This window comes from Kitasatospora sp. NPDC054795, from assembly GCF_053611565.1.
In genome coordinates this window covers 1-14,510 of sequence record NZ_JBSHAP010000092.1, presented here as the reverse complement: position 1 = coordinate 14,510, position 14,510 = coordinate 1, and the positions used below count along the sequence as shown (strand labels likewise).

Annotated in this window: 11 protein-coding genes; 5 read left to right on the top strand and 6 right to left on the bottom strand. The window is 74.3% G+C overall.

Translation table 11 applies throughout. The annotated features are described in order from the left end of the window. Positions 1–5: 5 nt before the first annotated feature. A complete protein-coding gene (locus ACWGJO_RS28490) occupies positions 6–686 on the bottom strand; it encodes a TetR/AcrR family transcriptional regulator C-terminal domain-containing protein (protein ID WP_452188035.1) in 681 nt (226 codons plus the stop codon). A 127-nt stretch (positions 687–813) separates the two neighbouring features. Here ACWGJO_RS28490 and ACWGJO_RS28485 point away from each other — a divergent pair, with 127 nt between their 5' ends. Next, on the top strand, positions 814–2,109 hold the full coding sequence (locus ACWGJO_RS28485) for an MFS transporter (RefSeq protein ID WP_452188033.1): 1,296 nt from the start codon (positions 814–816) through the stop codon (positions 2,107–2,109). A 59-nt stretch (positions 2,110–2,168) separates the two neighbouring features. On the opposite strand, the gene ACWGJO_RS28480 is transcribed toward ACWGJO_RS28485, so the two are convergent. Next, positions 2,169–2,696 carry a YcxB family protein gene (locus ACWGJO_RS28480; protein ID WP_452188031.1) on the bottom strand — a complete coding sequence of 176 codons (528 nt, stop codon included), beginning with the start codon at positions 2,694–2,696 and terminating at the stop codon, positions 2,169–2,171. A 238-nt stretch (positions 2,697–2,934) separates the two neighbouring features. On the opposite strand from ACWGJO_RS28480, the gene ACWGJO_RS28475 reads away from it, so the two are divergent. Then, positions 2,935–4,488, top strand: a complete 1,554-nt coding sequence (locus tag ACWGJO_RS28475; RefSeq protein WP_452188029.1) for a TolB family protein — start codon at positions 2,935–2,937, stop codon at positions 4,486–4,488. A 74-nt stretch (positions 4,489–4,562) separates the two neighbouring features. Here the strand turns inward: ACWGJO_RS28475 and ACWGJO_RS28470 are convergent, their stop codons facing one another. Further along, complete coding sequence (locus tag ACWGJO_RS28470) at positions 4,563–6,137, bottom strand: glutamate synthase subunit beta (protein ID WP_452188027.1); 1,575 nt, start codon at positions 6,135–6,137, stop codon at positions 4,563–4,565. A 188-nt stretch (positions 6,138–6,325) separates the two neighbouring features. Between ACWGJO_RS28470 and ACWGJO_RS28465 the strand changes: the two genes are divergently transcribed. Continuing rightward, positions 6,326–7,006, top strand: a complete 681-nt coding sequence (locus ACWGJO_RS28465) for a response regulator transcription factor (RefSeq protein WP_452188025.1) — start codon at positions 6,326–6,328, stop codon at positions 7,004–7,006. Further along, entirely contained in the window at positions 7,003–8,445 is a 1,443-nt protein-coding gene (locus tag ACWGJO_RS28460) for a HAMP domain-containing sensor histidine kinase (RefSeq protein WP_452188023.1), read from the top strand. Before ACWGJO_RS28465 ends, ACWGJO_RS28460 begins: the two co-directional genes overlap by 4 nt. 53 nt (positions 8,446–8,498) lie before the next feature. On the opposite strand, the gene efeB is transcribed toward ACWGJO_RS28460, so the two are convergent. The 3 genes from efeB to ACWGJO_RS28445 form a co-directional block, all read right to left on the bottom strand. After that, complete coding sequence (gene efeB / locus ACWGJO_RS28455) at positions 8,499–9,821, bottom strand: iron uptake transporter deferrochelatase/peroxidase subunit (protein ID WP_452188021.1); 1,323 nt, start codon at positions 9,819–9,821, stop codon at positions 8,499–8,501. Further along, positions 9,818–11,890 carry an iron uptake transporter permease EfeU gene (gene efeU / locus ACWGJO_RS28450; protein WP_452188019.1) on the bottom strand — a complete coding sequence of 691 codons (2,073 nt, stop codon included), beginning with the start codon at positions 11,888–11,890 and terminating at the stop codon, positions 9,818–9,820. Before efeU ends, efeB begins: the two co-directional genes overlap by 4 nt. A gap of 241 nt (positions 11,891–12,131) precedes the next feature. Then, positions 12,132–12,458: a hypothetical protein gene (locus ACWGJO_RS28445; protein WP_359908787.1), complete on the bottom strand. Its 327-nt coding sequence runs from the start codon at positions 12,456–12,458 to the stop codon at positions 12,132–12,134. Positions 12,459–12,866: 408 nt separating this feature from the next. Here ACWGJO_RS28445 and qcrB point away from each other — a divergent pair, with 408 nt between their 5' ends. Next, complete coding sequence (gene qcrB, locus ACWGJO_RS28440) at positions 12,867–14,489, top strand: cytochrome bc1 complex cytochrome b subunit (RefSeq protein ID WP_452188075.1); 1,623 nt, start codon at positions 12,867–12,869, stop codon at positions 14,487–14,489. The last annotated feature ends 21 nt before the right edge of the window (positions 14,490–14,510 follow it).

The window sequence follows — 14,510 nt, the reverse complement described above, 5'->3', positions numbered from 1 at the left end:
TCACGCTAGTCCATCGGACGAGTGGCCCCCGAGGCCCGGTCCGGCGCCGGGGTGCCCTGCGCCGCCTCCCGCGCGATCTCCGTCCGGAACCCCTCGATCAGCACCCGCAGCCCGTACTCGAAGTCGGCGTCGTGGTCGGTCATCCGCAGGACGTCGACCGCCTCGCGCAGCAACGGCAGTTCGCGCAGTGCTTCGTCCGGGAACGGCGGCCGGTCGCGGTCCGCGGAGTCCTGTCGCCAGGCCTGCTCCTCGGTGACCCAGCCCATGATGTACCGGTCGACGGTCAGCAGCAGGCGCAGCGCCGTTCGCGGGCGCAGGCCCGCTCCGCAGAGGGCGCTCAACTGGGCTTCGACCGCCGGGAGTTCGTCCTCGGTGGGGAGGGTTCCGGCGTGCACCCGGGCGCCGTCGCGGTAGGCGAGCAGGGCGTTGCGCTTGGCGCGGGCGTCGGCGGCGATCCACTCGGGCCAGTGCGCCGGGTCCGGCTCGCGGTCGGGCGGGAGGGCTTCGGCGAGCATCGCCTCGGCCATCAGGTCGAGCAGTTCCCGCTTGCTCTTGAAGTGCCAGTACAACGCCGGTGACTGGACGCCGAGTTCGCGGGCGAGCCGCCGGGTGGTCAGCCCGTCGATGCCCTCCTCGTCGAGCAGGCGCAGCGCCGTGCGCACCACCTCGTCGCGCTTCAGCGCCATCCGATCGGCCTCCTGGGTCATCCGCTTGCCAGATCCACCTTATCGCCGATAAGTTCCCGAGCTGGAATTTATCAGCGATAAGGAGAGCCGTCGCAACACCGACGGCCGCGAAGGGATCCCACCCCGCATGGCCTCCGGAACGAACCCGACCTCCGGAACGGACCGCTTCTGGTCCCGACTGCTGCCGAACACCGCGCCCTGGCGGTCCTCCCGCGACTTCAGGCTGACCTGGACCTCGGGCACCGTCACCCTGCTCGGCTCGATCTTCACCATGACGGCGATCCCGCTCCAGATCGCCGACCTCACCGGTTCACCGCTGGCCGTGGGCGCGGTCGGCGCGGTCGAACTCGTGCCCACCGTCCTCTTCGGCCTCTACGGCGGCGTCCTCGCCGACCGCGCCGACCGCCGCACCGTCGCCCTGGCCACCGAGGTCGCCCTGGCCGCGCTCAGCGCCCTGCTGCTGGCCAACGCGCTGCTCGGCACCCCCGCCGTCTGGCCGCTGTACGTCGCCGCCGGGGCGGCGGCGGCGCTCCAGGGCGTCCAGCAGCCCTCGGTCGAGGCGATGGTCCCCCGGCTGGTGCCCCAGGAGCAGCTGGTGGCGGCGGGTGCACTGCTCTCGCTGCGCTGGAGCATCGGCGGCGTGGCGGCCCCGGCGGCGGCCGGCCTGCTGATTGCAACCGCCGGCGTCCCGGCGGCGTACCTGGTCGACCTCGGCACCTTCCTGCTCTCGATCGCCCTGCTCGCCCGGGTCCGGCCGGTCCCCTCGGAGCGGGACGCCGAGGCACCGCGGCTCACCGAGTTCCTCGACGGCGCCCGGTACGCGGCCCGGCGCCCGGACCTGATCGGCACCTACCTGGCCGACCTCGCGGCCACCGTCTTCGCCCTGCCCACCGCGCTCTTCCCGTTCCTGGCCGCGGACCTGGACGCCACCTGGGCGCTCGGCCTGCTCTACTCGGCCGGCGCAGTCGGCAGCCTGATCGCCGCCGCGACCGGGGGGTGGGCGGAGCGGGTCCACCGGCACGGCCGACTCGTCCTGCTCTCCGCCGCCCTGGTCGGCGCGGCGACGGCGGCGGCCGCGTTCGCCCCGGGCCTGTGGGCCGTCCTGCTCTGCCTGACCGTCGCGGGCGGTGCCCACTGGATCGGCGACACCTTCCGCAGCGCCATCTGGAACCAGTCCATTCCGGACGAACTCCGGGGCCGCGCCGCCGGACTGGAGATGATGATCGGCTCCGCCGGGCCGGCCCTGGGCGACCTGCGGGCGGGCGGGCTCGCCGCCCGCCAGGACATCCGGGCGGCCCTGCGCACCGGCGGTCTGCTCTGCCTCGGCAGCTCGGCCGCGCTGTCCGCCGCGATCCCCGCGCTCTGGCGCTACGACCGGCGGGCGCACCGCACCGGGCCGGCCCCGGCGGAGCCCACCCCGTGACGCGCCCCTCGCCCCGGCCGCACCGGCCCCACCGCGGGGACCGCCCCGGGGACCCCCGCTCAGTCCGGGACGAGCGCCGTCGCGTGCCGGTCGATCAGCTCCCCGAGCCCCCGGAGGTCGTCGGCCCCGCGCTTGGGCAGCACGGTCAGCACCCCCGCCTCCTCGTTGCCGCTCAGCAACAGGAACAGCCGGGGCGTCTCCAGGTAGTACCGCTGCTCCGGCCAGGCGAACTCGGTGACCGAGGCCTCGGTGCTCACGACCACCCCGTCGTCGTCCAGCAGGACCCTGAACTCGCCCTTGTCCTCCGCCGCCCTCGTCGCCCGCCGCACCCGTGTCCAGGGCACCGCGAGAACCACGAGCAGCGCGATCACCACCAGCAGGGCGACCGGCAGCAGTGCCGGCCCGCCGAGGACGACGGGCAGCCCGGCAACCGCCGTCCCACCGACGGCCACCGTGTACATGGCCCGCCGCCCCCGGCGTCCGGCCACCGTGCGCCGGTCCCACGCCGCGAGGGCCTCCCGGAAGTCGGCGGCCGTCGGGGTGTAGCGGACCTCGACCGACGTCACCGCCCGCCCATCGGAACCCACGTCCCCACCCTCCGACCCGTGTACGCACAACTCCTGACACCAGCTTCGCCGGATCGTAGCAAAGACCGTACGTACCCGATGCGACCGCGTCCGCGCTCCCCGGCGGGAAACCACCGCTCCCGGCGCCCACCCGTTGACCGACCGCCCCACCCGGCGGTTGGCTCACCCCGAGCCGGCCGCCGGGGAGTTCGGCGTCCACCGCCGACGCGGCACGGCCGATCCCAGGGGAGGGAACCAGATGCACCTCATCCGCCGCCCGTTGCGCGCGGCCTGCGTCCTCGCGGCCGCCGCACTGGCCGCCGCCGTCGCCGTGCCGGCCCAGGCGGCCCCGTCCGGAGCGGGCCCGACCGGAGCGGCCCCGACCGGAGCGGGCGTGGCCGCCCTGCCGGGCGGTGCCCGCACCGAACGCGTCTCCGTCAGCCTCGGGCAGGCCCAGGCCACCGGCGCCTCGCAGGCCGGCGGCCTGAGCGCGGACGGGCGCTTCGCCGTCTTCACCTCGGAGGCTGCCGACCTGGTGCCCGGCGACACCAACGGCAGGTCCGACGTCTTCGTCCGCGACCTGTGGACCGGCCGCACCGAGCGGGTGAACACCGGCCCGGACGGCGTCCAGGCCGACGGGGACTCCTACGAGGCCACGATCAGCGGCAGCGGCCGCTACGTGGCGTTCAGTTCCACCGCCACCAACCTCGCCCCCGGTGCCAACCGCGGCTCCGAGGACGTCTACGTCCACGACCGCTGGACCGGCGACACCCGCCTGGTCAGCGTCGGCAGGACGGGGGTTCCGCAGACCGGCAAGCTGTCCGGCGTCCCCTCGATCAGCTGGGACGGCCGGTACGTGGCCTACCAGTCCAACCGCGGCGACCTCGCCCCCGGCACGGTCACCTGGTTCGGCGGCAACATCTACGTCACCGACCGCTGGACCGGCGACACCCGCCTGGTCAGCATCGGCGCCGACGGCAAGGAAGCGGACGCCTCCTCCTCCGCACCGGAGATCAGCGCGGACGGCAGCACCGTGGTCTTCATCTCCAAGGCGACCAACCTCCTCGGCGCGGGCGGGGCCGGCGCCCTCTCCCCGGCCGCGGTCGCCGAGCTCAGGGCGGGCTCCGACCAGGAGTTCGTCGCCGACTCCTTCCACCCGGCGGCCGACCTCCACCCGGCGGGCGCCCTCCACCCGGCGGGCGCCCTCCACCCGGCGGGCGCCCTCCGGCCGGGGGCCCGCGCGGAGATCCTCAAGCCGCGCACCTACCCGCTGTACGTCCGCGACCTGCGCGCCGAGCGGACGAGCCTGGCCAGCCCGGACGGCGACGGCGGCTACAAGGGCGCGGTCAACCCCTCGGTCAGCCCCGACGGCCGCTACGCCGTCTACTCGTCCTGGGTCCTGCACGGCGGCACCCAGTGGGACCGTCACTTCGAGGTCTACGTCCGCGACCTGAAGCAGGGCACCGAGACCCTGGTCAGCACCGGCCTGCCCGGGACGACGACCACCCTCGGCTCCTACGGCGGCCGGATCACGGCGGACGACCGGTGGGTCGTCTTCAGCTCGGAGGCGGACAACCTCGTCCCCGGCGACACCAACAACGCCGAGGACGTGTTCCGGCACGACCTGTGGACCGGCCGCACCGAGCGGGTCAGCGTGGCGGGCGACGGTACGCAGAGCGCCGGTCCCTCGCACGCCCCGTACGCCGATGCCCTCGGCACCGCGGTGGTGTTCACCTCCTCCGACGGCACCCTCGTCCCCGGGGACACCAACGGCGTCGAGGACGCGTTCCTCCGCCGCCTGCCGCTGTTCTGACACCCGGTCCGACGGCCCCACCTCGCTCCCGACGGCTCCACCCCCGGCCCGGCCCGGCGCGGGTGCTCCCGGACTCACACCGTGAGCGCCCGCGTCGAGGCCCGGATCGGCGCCGGAAGCTCCGTCCACCCGCGCAGGTACCGGTCCACCGCCGCCGCCACCGCCCGCCCCTCGGCGATCGCCCAGACGATCAGTGACTGCCCGCGCCCGGCGTCCCCCGCCACGAACACGCCCTGCGCCTCCGTGGCGAAGCCGTCGTCCCTGGCCAGGGTGCCCGCCGGTCCGGTGGTGAGGCCGAGCTGGGCGAACAGCCGCCGGTCCGGCTCCGGCCCGGTGAAGCCCAGCGCGAGGAGCACCAGCTGCGCGGGCAGGCTCCGTTCGGTGCCCGTCCGCGGGCTGCGGTCGGCCGGTTCGGCCTCGGCGAAGCGGACGGCGGCCAGCCGGCCGTCCGGGCCGGCTTCGAAGCCGACGGTGGTCGCCGCGAACACCCGGGGCCCGGCCTCCGCGGCGCCGGACTCCTCGTGCGAGGTGGTCTCCCGGTACACCTTGGGGTGCACCGGCCACGGCTGTCCGGCGGCCCGGTCCTGCGGCGGGCGGGGGTTGATGTCCAGTTGGGTGACGGTGGCGGCGCGTTGACGGAGCGCCGTTCCCAGGCAGTCCGCCGCCGTGTCCCCGCCGCCGACGATCACCACGTCCAGCCCCTCGGCGGACACCGGGGAGACCGGGCGGTCGCCCTCGTCCACCCGGTTCGCCCAGGTCAGGTAGTCGATCGCCTGGTGCACCCCGGACAGGTCCCGGCCCGGCACCGCCAGCTCCCGGCAGGCGGTCGCCCCCACCGCGACCACCACCGCGTCGTACCCCGAGCGCAGTTCCTCGCCCGGGACGTCCCGGCCGACCCACACCCCGGTGCGGAAGGCGGCGCCCTCGGCCCGCAGCTGGTCCAGTCGGCGCTCCAGCCGGTGCTTCTCCAGCCGGAACGGCGGGATGCCGTACCGCAGCAGTCCGCCCGCGCGGTCGGCCCGTTCGTACACCGTGGTGGCGTGCCCGGCCCTGGTCAGCTGCTGGGCGGCGGCCAGCCCGGCCGGGCCCGAGCCGATCACCGCGATCCGCCGCCCACCGGCGCGCTCGGGGCGGTCGGGCGGCCGGGGCCCGTCCCAGCCCGCTTCCCAGGCCCGGTCGGCGATCGCCAGCTCCACGTTCTTGATCGCCACCGCGGCGCCGTCGATCGCCAGGACGCAGGCGCTCTCGCAGGGCGCCGGGCAGAGCCGCCCGGTGAACTCCGGGAAGTTGTTGGTGGCCAGCAGCCGCGCCGCGGCCGCCCGCCAATCCGCTCCCGCGTCCGTTCCTGCCCCCGTCCCCGCGCCCGTTCCTGCCTCCGCCCTCGTACCCGCCCCGCCTTCCGCCCCCGGCTCCCGGCCCGTCCCCGATTCCGCCACCAGCCGGTTCCAGTCCGGCACCAGGTTCCCCAGGGGACAGGCGTGGTGGCAGAACGGCAGCCCGCAGTCCATGCACCGCCCGGCCTGCCCGCCCACCACCGGCAGCAGTTCGCCCGGCCGGTACACCTCCCGCCAGTCCCCCAGGCGCTCCCGCGCGTCCCGCCGCGCCCGCTCCGCGCGCGGGGTGGTGAAGAAGGCCATCCGGTCTGCCATCGCGGCCTCCGGCAGGGCGTGCCGACTCGAACCAGGCGGCCCACCCGGCGGCGCGCCACCGTACGGCCACCGTACGCCCGCGAAGCACCGCGCAACAGCCGCGGCCGTCGGGGAGGGCCGCGGAGCGGACCCGAAAGACCTCGGCCCCGACCGGAAGCGCCGTGAGCACGTCAGGGAGAATCTCCGCCATGACGCACACCGTGCTGATCGCCGAGGACGACCGGGCCATCCGCGACTCGCTCGCCCGCGCCCTGATGCTGGAGGGCTACCGGGTGCGGGTCGCCGCCGACGGCACCCAGACCCTGGCCGTCCACGCCGAACAGCGCCCGGACGTCCTGGTGCTCGACGTGATGATGCCCGAGCCGGACGGCCTGGAGGTCTGCCGCCGGCTGCGCGCGGCCGGCGACCGCACCCCGGTGCTGATGCTCACCGCCCGGGTGGAGGTCCCCGACCGGATCGCCGGCCTCGACGCCGGCGCCGACGACTACCTGGTCAAGCCCTTCGACGTGGACGAGCTCTTCGCCCGCCTGCGCGCCCTGTTGCGCCGCCACCCGCCCGAGCCCGCCGGCGAGGCGCTGACGGTCGCCGACCTGCGGGTCGAGCCGCCGGCCCGTCGGGCCTGGCGCGCCGGCCGGGAGCTCGAACTCTCCCGCACCGAGTTCGACCTGCTGGAGCTGCTCGTCCGGCACGCCGGCGCCGTCCTCGACCAGGCCACCCTGTACGAGCAGATCTGGGGCTACGACTTCGGCCCCGGTTCGAAGAACCTCGCGGTATTCATCGGCTACCTGCGCCGCAAGCTGGACCGTCCGGGCCTCGTGCCGCTGATCCACACCGTCCGCGGCGTCGGCTACACGCTGCGCGAGTCGTGACCGGCCCCGCCCGCCGCCTCCCCTGGTTCCTGCGGTTCCCGCGGTTCCTGCGGTTCCCGCGCCCGGCCCGCCGCCTCCCCCGGCTGCCGCGCCCGGGCCTGCCCACCACCCTCGCGCTGGCCTTCGCCGCGATCGCCGCGCTGGTCGCGGTGCTGATCGGCGCACTCGGCTACAACGCCGCCGCGCGGCTGATCCGGGACGACGAGACCGCCGACTTCGGCGCCGCCGTCGACTCCGTCGGCCGGCAGGTCCAGCGGGAGGTCCTCTTCCCGGGCGACTTCGCCGGCCCGAGCGGCCTGAGCGCCGACCTGGTCCGCCCGATCCGGGTCACCACGCAGTCGCTCGACCCCGACGGCGCGGTGCTGCCCGGCACCGCCCGGCTCGACCTGCCGCCGAGCCCGTCCGACCACGAGCTCGCCCACGCCGACCAGCCGGGCCGCACCTCGATCGGGCTGCGCCACCGGCACCGCGAGGCCTACCGGGTCGGTGTGGTCTCGCTCGGCGGGCGGCGCGGGGCGGTCCAGATCATCCAGCAGGTCGGGCCCACCGAGAAGCTGCTGAGCACCCTGCGGACCCGCACGGTCGCCCTGGTGGCGATCGTCGCGGTGCTCGCCGGCGGGGCCGGCCGGCTGCTCGCCCGGCGGATCACCCGACGGCTGGTCCGCCTCACCGACGCGGCCGAACTGGTCGCCGCCAGTGGGCAGTTGGACGTCGCGGTGCCCGCCGCCGGAACGGACGAGGTGGGCCGGCTCGGCCGGGCCTTCGACCGGATGCTGGTCCGGCTCGCCACCGCGAAGGAGAACCAGCGCCGCTTGGTGCAGGACGCCGGGCACGAGCTGCGCACCCCGCTGACCAGCCTGCGCACCAACCTCTCGGTGCTGCCCGGCCTGGACCGGCTGCCGCCCGCCGAACGTGCCGCGCTGATGGCCGATCTGATGGAGGAGTCCCGGGAGTTGGCCCAGCTGGTGGAGGAGCTGGTGGCGCTCGCGGCGGACCGCAGGGCGGACGAGCAGCCGACCGGAGTGGTGCTCGCCGACGTGGTCCGGCAGGCCGCCGCCCAGGCCCGGCGGCGCAGCGACCGGCAGATCGTGGTGGACGCGGACGGAACCGTCGTCACCGCCCGGCCGGACGCGCTGGCCCGCGCGGTGGGCAACCTGCTGGACAACGCCGCCAAGTTCGACCCCTCCGGGACCGGCCCGATCGAGGTGGTGGTGCGCGGCCCGCGGGTGGAGGTGCGCGACCGCGGCCCGGGCATCGACGCGGCCGACCTCGACCGGGTCTTCGACCGCTTCTACCGGGCCACCGCCGCTCGCAGCCTGCCCGGCTCCGGGCTGGGCCTGGCCATCGTGCACGAGGTGGCCCGCTCGCACGGCGGGACGGCCTTCGCCGCCAACCGGGAGGGCGGCGGCGCGGTGATCGGCTTCACCCTCGGCGGCTGACGGCGCGGACCGGCCCGGCGCGTGGCAGCGCCGGGCCGCGGTGGAACCCGCCGTCAGACGGCGGCCAGCAGCCCCCGCCCGAGCCAGTCGGCCCCGTCCCTCACGCCCGGCAGGACGAAGAAGTACCCGCCGCCGGTCGGCGAGATGTAGTCCACCAGCGGCTCGCCGATCAGCCGGGCCTGGGTGGCCTCGAACTGCCGTACCACGTCCTGCTGGTAGCAGCAGAACACCAGGCCCATGTCCAGGTTGCCCGCCTGGTCGACGCCCCGGTCGTAGTTGAAGCCCCGGCGCAGGATGCGCGAGGTGTCGGTGTCGGCGGTGCGCGGGTTGGCCAGCCGGATGTGCGCGTCGAGCGGGATCGCCCTGCCGTCCGGGTCCTTGGCGTAGTCGGGCGCGTCGGTCTCCCGGGCGCCGTCCAGCGGCGCGCCGGTGTCGCGGCGGCGGCCGAACATCTTCTCCTGCTCGGTGAGGGTGACGCGGTCCCAGAACTCGATCAGCATCCGGATGATGCGGATCACCTGGTAGCTGCCGCCGGTCGCCCAGCCGGGTTCGCCCGTCCCGTCGGCGACCCAGACCAGCCGGTCCATCTCGCGCGCGGAGCCGGTGTCGGGGTTGACGATGCCGTCCTTGAAGCCGAGCAGGTTGCGCTGCGCGCCGTCCGGGCGGGACTGGTTCTGGAAGCCGTCGATCCGCCAGAGGATCTGCATCGCACCCCGGGTGTGCCGGGTGATGTCGCGCAGTGCGTGCAGCACGGTGTCCTGGCGGTCGGCGCAGATCTGCAGCGAGAGGTCGCCGTGCAGTTCGGCGACCCGGAGGTTGTCGTTCGGGAAGGTCTTCATCGGCGCGAGCCTGACCGGCTTGGCCTTGGCCAGCCCGTAGCGGTCGTCGAAGAGCGAGGCGCCGACGCCGACCGTGACGGTCAGGTGGTCGGCGGGGACGGTCGGGCCGAGGAGGCCGCTGTCCGAGGGCGGCGCGCCGACCCCGAGGTCCGGCGGGGTGCCGCCGGCGGTGAGGAAGCGGATCCGCTCGGTCAGGGTCCGGAACAGCGCTTCGAGGCCCTTGCGGTCCTGGGCGATCACCTGGCAGGAGACGAAGGCCGCGAAGCCGGGGGCCGGGGTGGTGACGCCGGCCTGGTGGGCCCCGTGGAACGGCACCGCCCCGGCGTTCTCCTGCTTGCCGTCCCCGGCGGCGGCCTGGCCGGCACCGAGGGCGAGGCCGCCACCGGCCAGCACGGCCGCGCCGGCACCGGCGCCGAGCGCGGCCCGGACGAAGCTGCGCCGGGCCGGTCCTGCCGGGCAGCCGTTCTCCGCGGCGGCCTCGGCCGGCGCGGCGTGCGGGAAGGGGCAGGACCCGGTGGCTGCGGTGTGGTCGGTCATCGGGCGGCCTTCCGGATTTCGAGCAGGGCGGGGACGGGGGCGAGGTCTTCGAGCAGTTCGCCGGTGGCCCCGTTGAGCTGTCGGCGGGCGTCGGCGGGCAGCCGGTCGACCGGGGTCCACCCCTCGGGCCGGTGCGCGGCGGCGAGCAGGTCGCCGACCCGCTTCATGCCGGCGTTCGCCTTGACGAGCACCTGCGGGTCCCGCTCGTCGAGCAGCGGCTGGAGCAGCGTCAGCAGTTCCTGGGTGCCGGTCAGGTTGGCCCGGGCGGTGGCCAGGTTGGTGCCGCTGCCCATGTCGGTGTCGCCGGTCAGCTCGAACTGGAGGGTGTTCTCCAGGATCTCGTGGGCGCGCAGCGGCAGGTCGCCGGGGGCGAAGTCCTGCCCGGGGAAGTCGTGCGCCAGCTGGTCGACGTTCTGCGCCAGGTCGTCGGCGACGGGCGTCAGCTCCTCGGCGGTCCCGCCGTGCCAGAGGCCGTACTCCAGACGCAGGAAGCCGGTGAAGCCCGGGTCCTTCTCCTTGTCGGCGAGGCCGTCCGGGCGGCCGTCGATCTTGCCGTCGAGGTCGGCGAAGGTGCCGTACGCGGCGCCGAGGGAGGCGTACTGGAGGTGGGCGGCGAGCCAGTCGGCCTTGGCGGTGGCGAGGTCGCCGGAGCGCACGTCGGCCTGGAGCTTCCGGCTCTGCGTGACGAGCGTCGCGAGGCCCTGGCCGACGTACTCCTTGTAGCTGTCGAGCGGGGCCTTGAGGTCGTCCTCGGCGACCGGCTTGACGGCCTTGACCACGGCGGCGCCGCTGATGTGCACGGCGGCCGAGGTGACGGGCTTCCCGCCGGTGGGCACGCAGCGCCAGGCGTAGTCGCCGGAGCCGATGGTGGCGGTCAGGGCGCGGGTGGTGCCGGGGGCCAGGCCCTCGATCTCCCCGTAGACCGAGCCGGTGCCCGGGTCGACGAGGTAGACCTCGGCGACCTTGTCGCCGGTGTTGCGCATCTGGAACACCTGCTGGCCGGGCCGCGGGGCGGCGAAGCCCTTGCCGCACTCCTGCTCGGAGACGGCGACGGTCGCGGAGCCGCCCTGCTTGCCGTCGCTGATCGCGATCACGGCGCCGGCCAGCACCACCGGGACGGCGACCGCCGCGGTCGGCAGCACCCAGCGCGGCCGGCCGGCCCGCGCCGGCGGGGCCTCGGACTCCGCGTCGGCCCCGCCGGGCTTCTCCGCGCCCGTCGCGGCCGCTGCGACGGGCGCGGCGGCCGGGGCACTGGTGCCGCCGCGGACGCCCTCGACGAACAGCGTCATCACGATGCCCAGGTAGGCGACGTAGCCGACGACCTGGAGCACCGTCATGGTGACGGTCAGGTTGAGCGTGCCCTGGACCAGCGTCGCGTACCAGGACGAGGCGTCCAGGTGCCCACCCAGGTCGAAGGCGTACGAGGTGCCGCCGCCGATCAGCCCGGACTCCTGGAGGTCCCGCAGGCCGTAGCCGAGCACGCCCGCCGCGACGACGATCAGGCAGATGCCGGTGATCGTGAAGAACCGGGTGAGGTTCATCCGCAGGGCTCGCCGGTACAGGCCCCAGCAGAGCGCGGCCGAGAGCAGCAGGCCGAGGGCCGCCCCGATCAGCGGCCCGGTGGACTCGCCGGCGGTGCGCACGTTGGTCCACAGGAAGAGCGAGGTCTCCAGGCCCTCCCGGGCGACCGCGAGGAAGCTGGTGAGCACCAGCGCACCGGCGCCCATCGCCAGCGAGGCCCGGACCTTCTCCTTGATCTCGGCGGAGAGGGTGCGCGCCGAGCGTCGCATCCAGAACACCATCGCGGTGACGAAGCCGACCGCGATCAGGCTGAGCACCCCGCCGAAGGCCTCCTGCGCGTGGCCGGAGAGGTTGGCGGCGGTGAAGGTGAGCACCGCGCCGAAGCTCAGGCTGAGCGCGACGGCCGCCGCGACGCCCGTCCAAACCTGGGGCAGCCGGGCCTTCTGGTCCGCCCGGACCAGGGTGGCGACCAGGATCGACACGATCAGTCCGGCTTCCAGACCCTCGCGCAGCCCGATCAGGAAGCTGGGAAACGCCTCGTCCCACATGCGGCGGGCTCCTCCCCCGGGCCCGGCCCGGGTCGTTCACCTGTTCTCGCCTCCGCCGCGGTGGCGGTGGAGCGGCACAGCCGAACGCCCCGGACACCGGGGTCCGGGGCGACGGCTTAGCTTAGGCAAACCTTAGAGTCGGCAAGGTCAACCGCACCCCCGCTTCGGGTAAGGATTCGGTATGAGCCCGCCCTCGCATTGACCGGGCCCGCAGGCCTCGGGGGTCGTCAGGAGTCCGCGGTCACCCCCACCACTGCTCCGGCACCGGCTCCGGCTCGGACGACTCCGGGACCGTCACCGGTTCGGCGCAGCGCACCAGCAGATCGCCCTCCTCCGTCCCGGCGACGAGGTAGCCGCACTCGCGGAGCACGACCGCGGCCGCGCCGCTCAGCGCCGCGAGCGCCTCCCGGGAGGGTGGTCCGCCCGGCTCCGCGCCCGGCGTCCAGCCGACCACCACGCCCTCGGGGTGACGGTCGATCCACAGCGGTGAGGGCCCCGGTCCGGTGTCGAACCCGGCGCGGGCCAGGGCCTCGGTGACGTCCTCGAAGAGTTCACGGTGATCCACCATTGGCGCAGCGTAGGCCCGGGACCACGCGACCCCCGGCCGCGGCGCGCGCCGAAACGGTTCAGCGGCACTCGACCGCAGCATCGGCACCCGTTGGGCCGAGCGGCGGCCAGCCGATCGGGCGTCAGGGGCCCCCGTCCGGACCGACACGAGCGGCCGGACGGGCCGATGGACGTGCACAGTCGGCCCCCTGCCGACAGCATGACAGAGTAAGCGCTCCATCACCCTGAGCAACGGGTCCAGTGGAACACCTGGTCCGCGCGCCGGTCCGGCCGGCGGGCCCGTATCGAGAGGTCCCATGATCACAACACTTCGCCGGCCGGTGTTCCCGCCGGCGGGCCTCCAGCACGGCACGCCGAGGACGCCGGGGAGCCCGTCGTGAGAACCGACCAGCAGTCGCAGCCGGGACCGGTGACCAGCACGCGCGCCGACCCCACCAACAAGGCCGAGGCCCTGGCCGACTGGACCGACGGCCGACTGGGCATCTACTCCCTGGCCAAGTCCAATCTGCGCAAGATCTTTCCCGACCACTGGTCCTTCATGCTGGGTGAGATCGCGCTCTACACCTTCGTCATCATCATCCTCACCGGCGTCTGGCTGACCATGTTCTTCACCCCGAGCATGGGCGAGGTCGTCTACGAGGGAACGTACGTCCCGCTCAGGGGCATCGCGATGTCCGAGGCCTACTCATCGACGCTCAGGATCAGCTTCGACGTGCGCGGCGGCCTGCTGATGCGCCAGATCCACCACTGGGCGGCCATCGTCTTCGTCGCCTCGATGCTGACGCACATGATGCGCGTCTTCTTCACCGGCGCGTTCCGCAAGCCGCGCGAGATCAACTGGGTCTTCGGCGCGCTGCTGCTGATCCTCGGCATGTTCGACGGCTTCATGGGCTACTCGCTGCCGGACGACCTGCTCTCCGGCACCGGCATCCGCTTCATGGAGGGTGCCATCCTCGCCGTCCCGATCGTCGGGTCGTACCTGCAGTTCTTCATGTTCGGCGGCGAGTTCCCGGGCACCGAGATCATCCCCCGGCTGTTCACCGTCCACGTCCTGCTGATCCCGGGCATCATGGTGGGCCTGCTCGCGGCACACCTGATCCTGGTCTTCTACCACAAGCACACCCAGTTCGCCGGGCCCGGCCGGACCAACCAGAACGTGGTCGGCATGCCGCTGCTGCCGGTCTACACGGCCAAGGCGGGCGGCTTCTTCTTCCTGGTCTTCGGCGTGGTCGCGGTGATGTCCGCGATCGCCACGGTCAACCCGATCTGGGCGTACGGGCCGTACCGTCCGGACCAGGTGTCCACCGACGCCCAGCCGGACTGGTACATGGGCTTCTCCGAGGGCCTGATCCGCGTGATGCCCGGCTGGGAGATCAGCGTCTGGGGCGGCCACACCCTCAACCTCGGGGTGTTCATCCCGCTGATGGTCTTCCCGCTCGTGCTGATGGTCGTCTGGGGCTACCCCTTCCTGGAGGCCTGGATCACCGGGGACCGGGGCGAGCACCACATCGCCGACCGGCCGCGCAACGCCCCGGTCCGCACCGCCTTCGGCGCGGCCTGGATCGGCCTCTACCTGCTCCTGCTGGCGGGCGGCGGCAACGACCTGCTGGCCACCCACTTCCACCTCTCGATCAACGCGATCACCTACGCGGTGCGGATCGGCTTCTTCACCGTGCCGGTGGTCGTCTTCGTGATCACCAAGCGGTGGTGCCTGGGCCTCCAGCGGCGGGACAAGGAGAAGGTGCTGCACGGCCGGGAGACCGGCGTCATCAACCGGCTCCAGCACGGCGAGTTCGTCGAGATCCACGCCCCGCTGCCGCCGGGCCGGCTCTTCACCCTCACCGCGCACGACCAGCCCCAGCCCTCCGAGCTGCCGCCCGAGGTGGACGAGAACGGGGTGGCCCGCAAGACCGGGCTGTGGACCCGCACGCGGGTGAAGCTCTCCCGCGGCTTCTACGGCAAGGGCAGCCAGATCGCCAAGCCCACCGTCGAGGAGCACGAGGAGATCAGCAGCGGCCACGGCCACCACTGATTCCCGGGCACGACAAGGGCC

Bases quoted from the DNA above. Each gene is read 5' to 3' on its own strand.
- efeU (WP_452188019.1), bottom strand. From the start codon at position 11,890: ATGTGGGACGAGGCGTTTCCCAGCTTCCTGATCGGGCTGCGCGAGGGT.
- ACWGJO_RS28475 (WP_452188029.1), top strand. From the start codon at position 2,935: ATGCACCTCATCCGCCGCCCGTTGCGCGCGGCCTGCGTCCTCGCGGCC.
- ACWGJO_RS28485 (WP_452188033.1), top strand. From the start codon at position 814: ATGGCCTCCGGAACGAACCCGACCTCCGGAACGGACCGCTTCTGGTCC.
- ACWGJO_RS28465 (WP_452188025.1), top strand. From the start codon at position 6,326: ATGACGCACACCGTGCTGATCGCCGAGGACGACCGGGCCATCCGCGAC.
- ACWGJO_RS28490 (WP_452188035.1), bottom strand. From the start codon at position 686: ATGGCGCTGAAGCGCGACGAGGTGGTGCGCACGGCGCTGCGCCTGCTC.
- ACWGJO_RS28445 (WP_359908787.1), bottom strand. From the start codon at position 12,458: ATGGTGGATCACCGTGAACTCTTCGAGGACGTCACCGAGGCCCTGGCC.
- ACWGJO_RS28470 (WP_452188027.1), bottom strand. From the start codon at position 6,137: ATGGCAGACCGGATGGCCTTCTTCACCACCCCGCGCGCGGAGCGGGCG.
- efeB (WP_452188021.1), bottom strand. From the start codon at position 9,821: ATGACCGACCACACCGCAGCCACCGGGTCCTGCCCCTTCCCGCACGCC.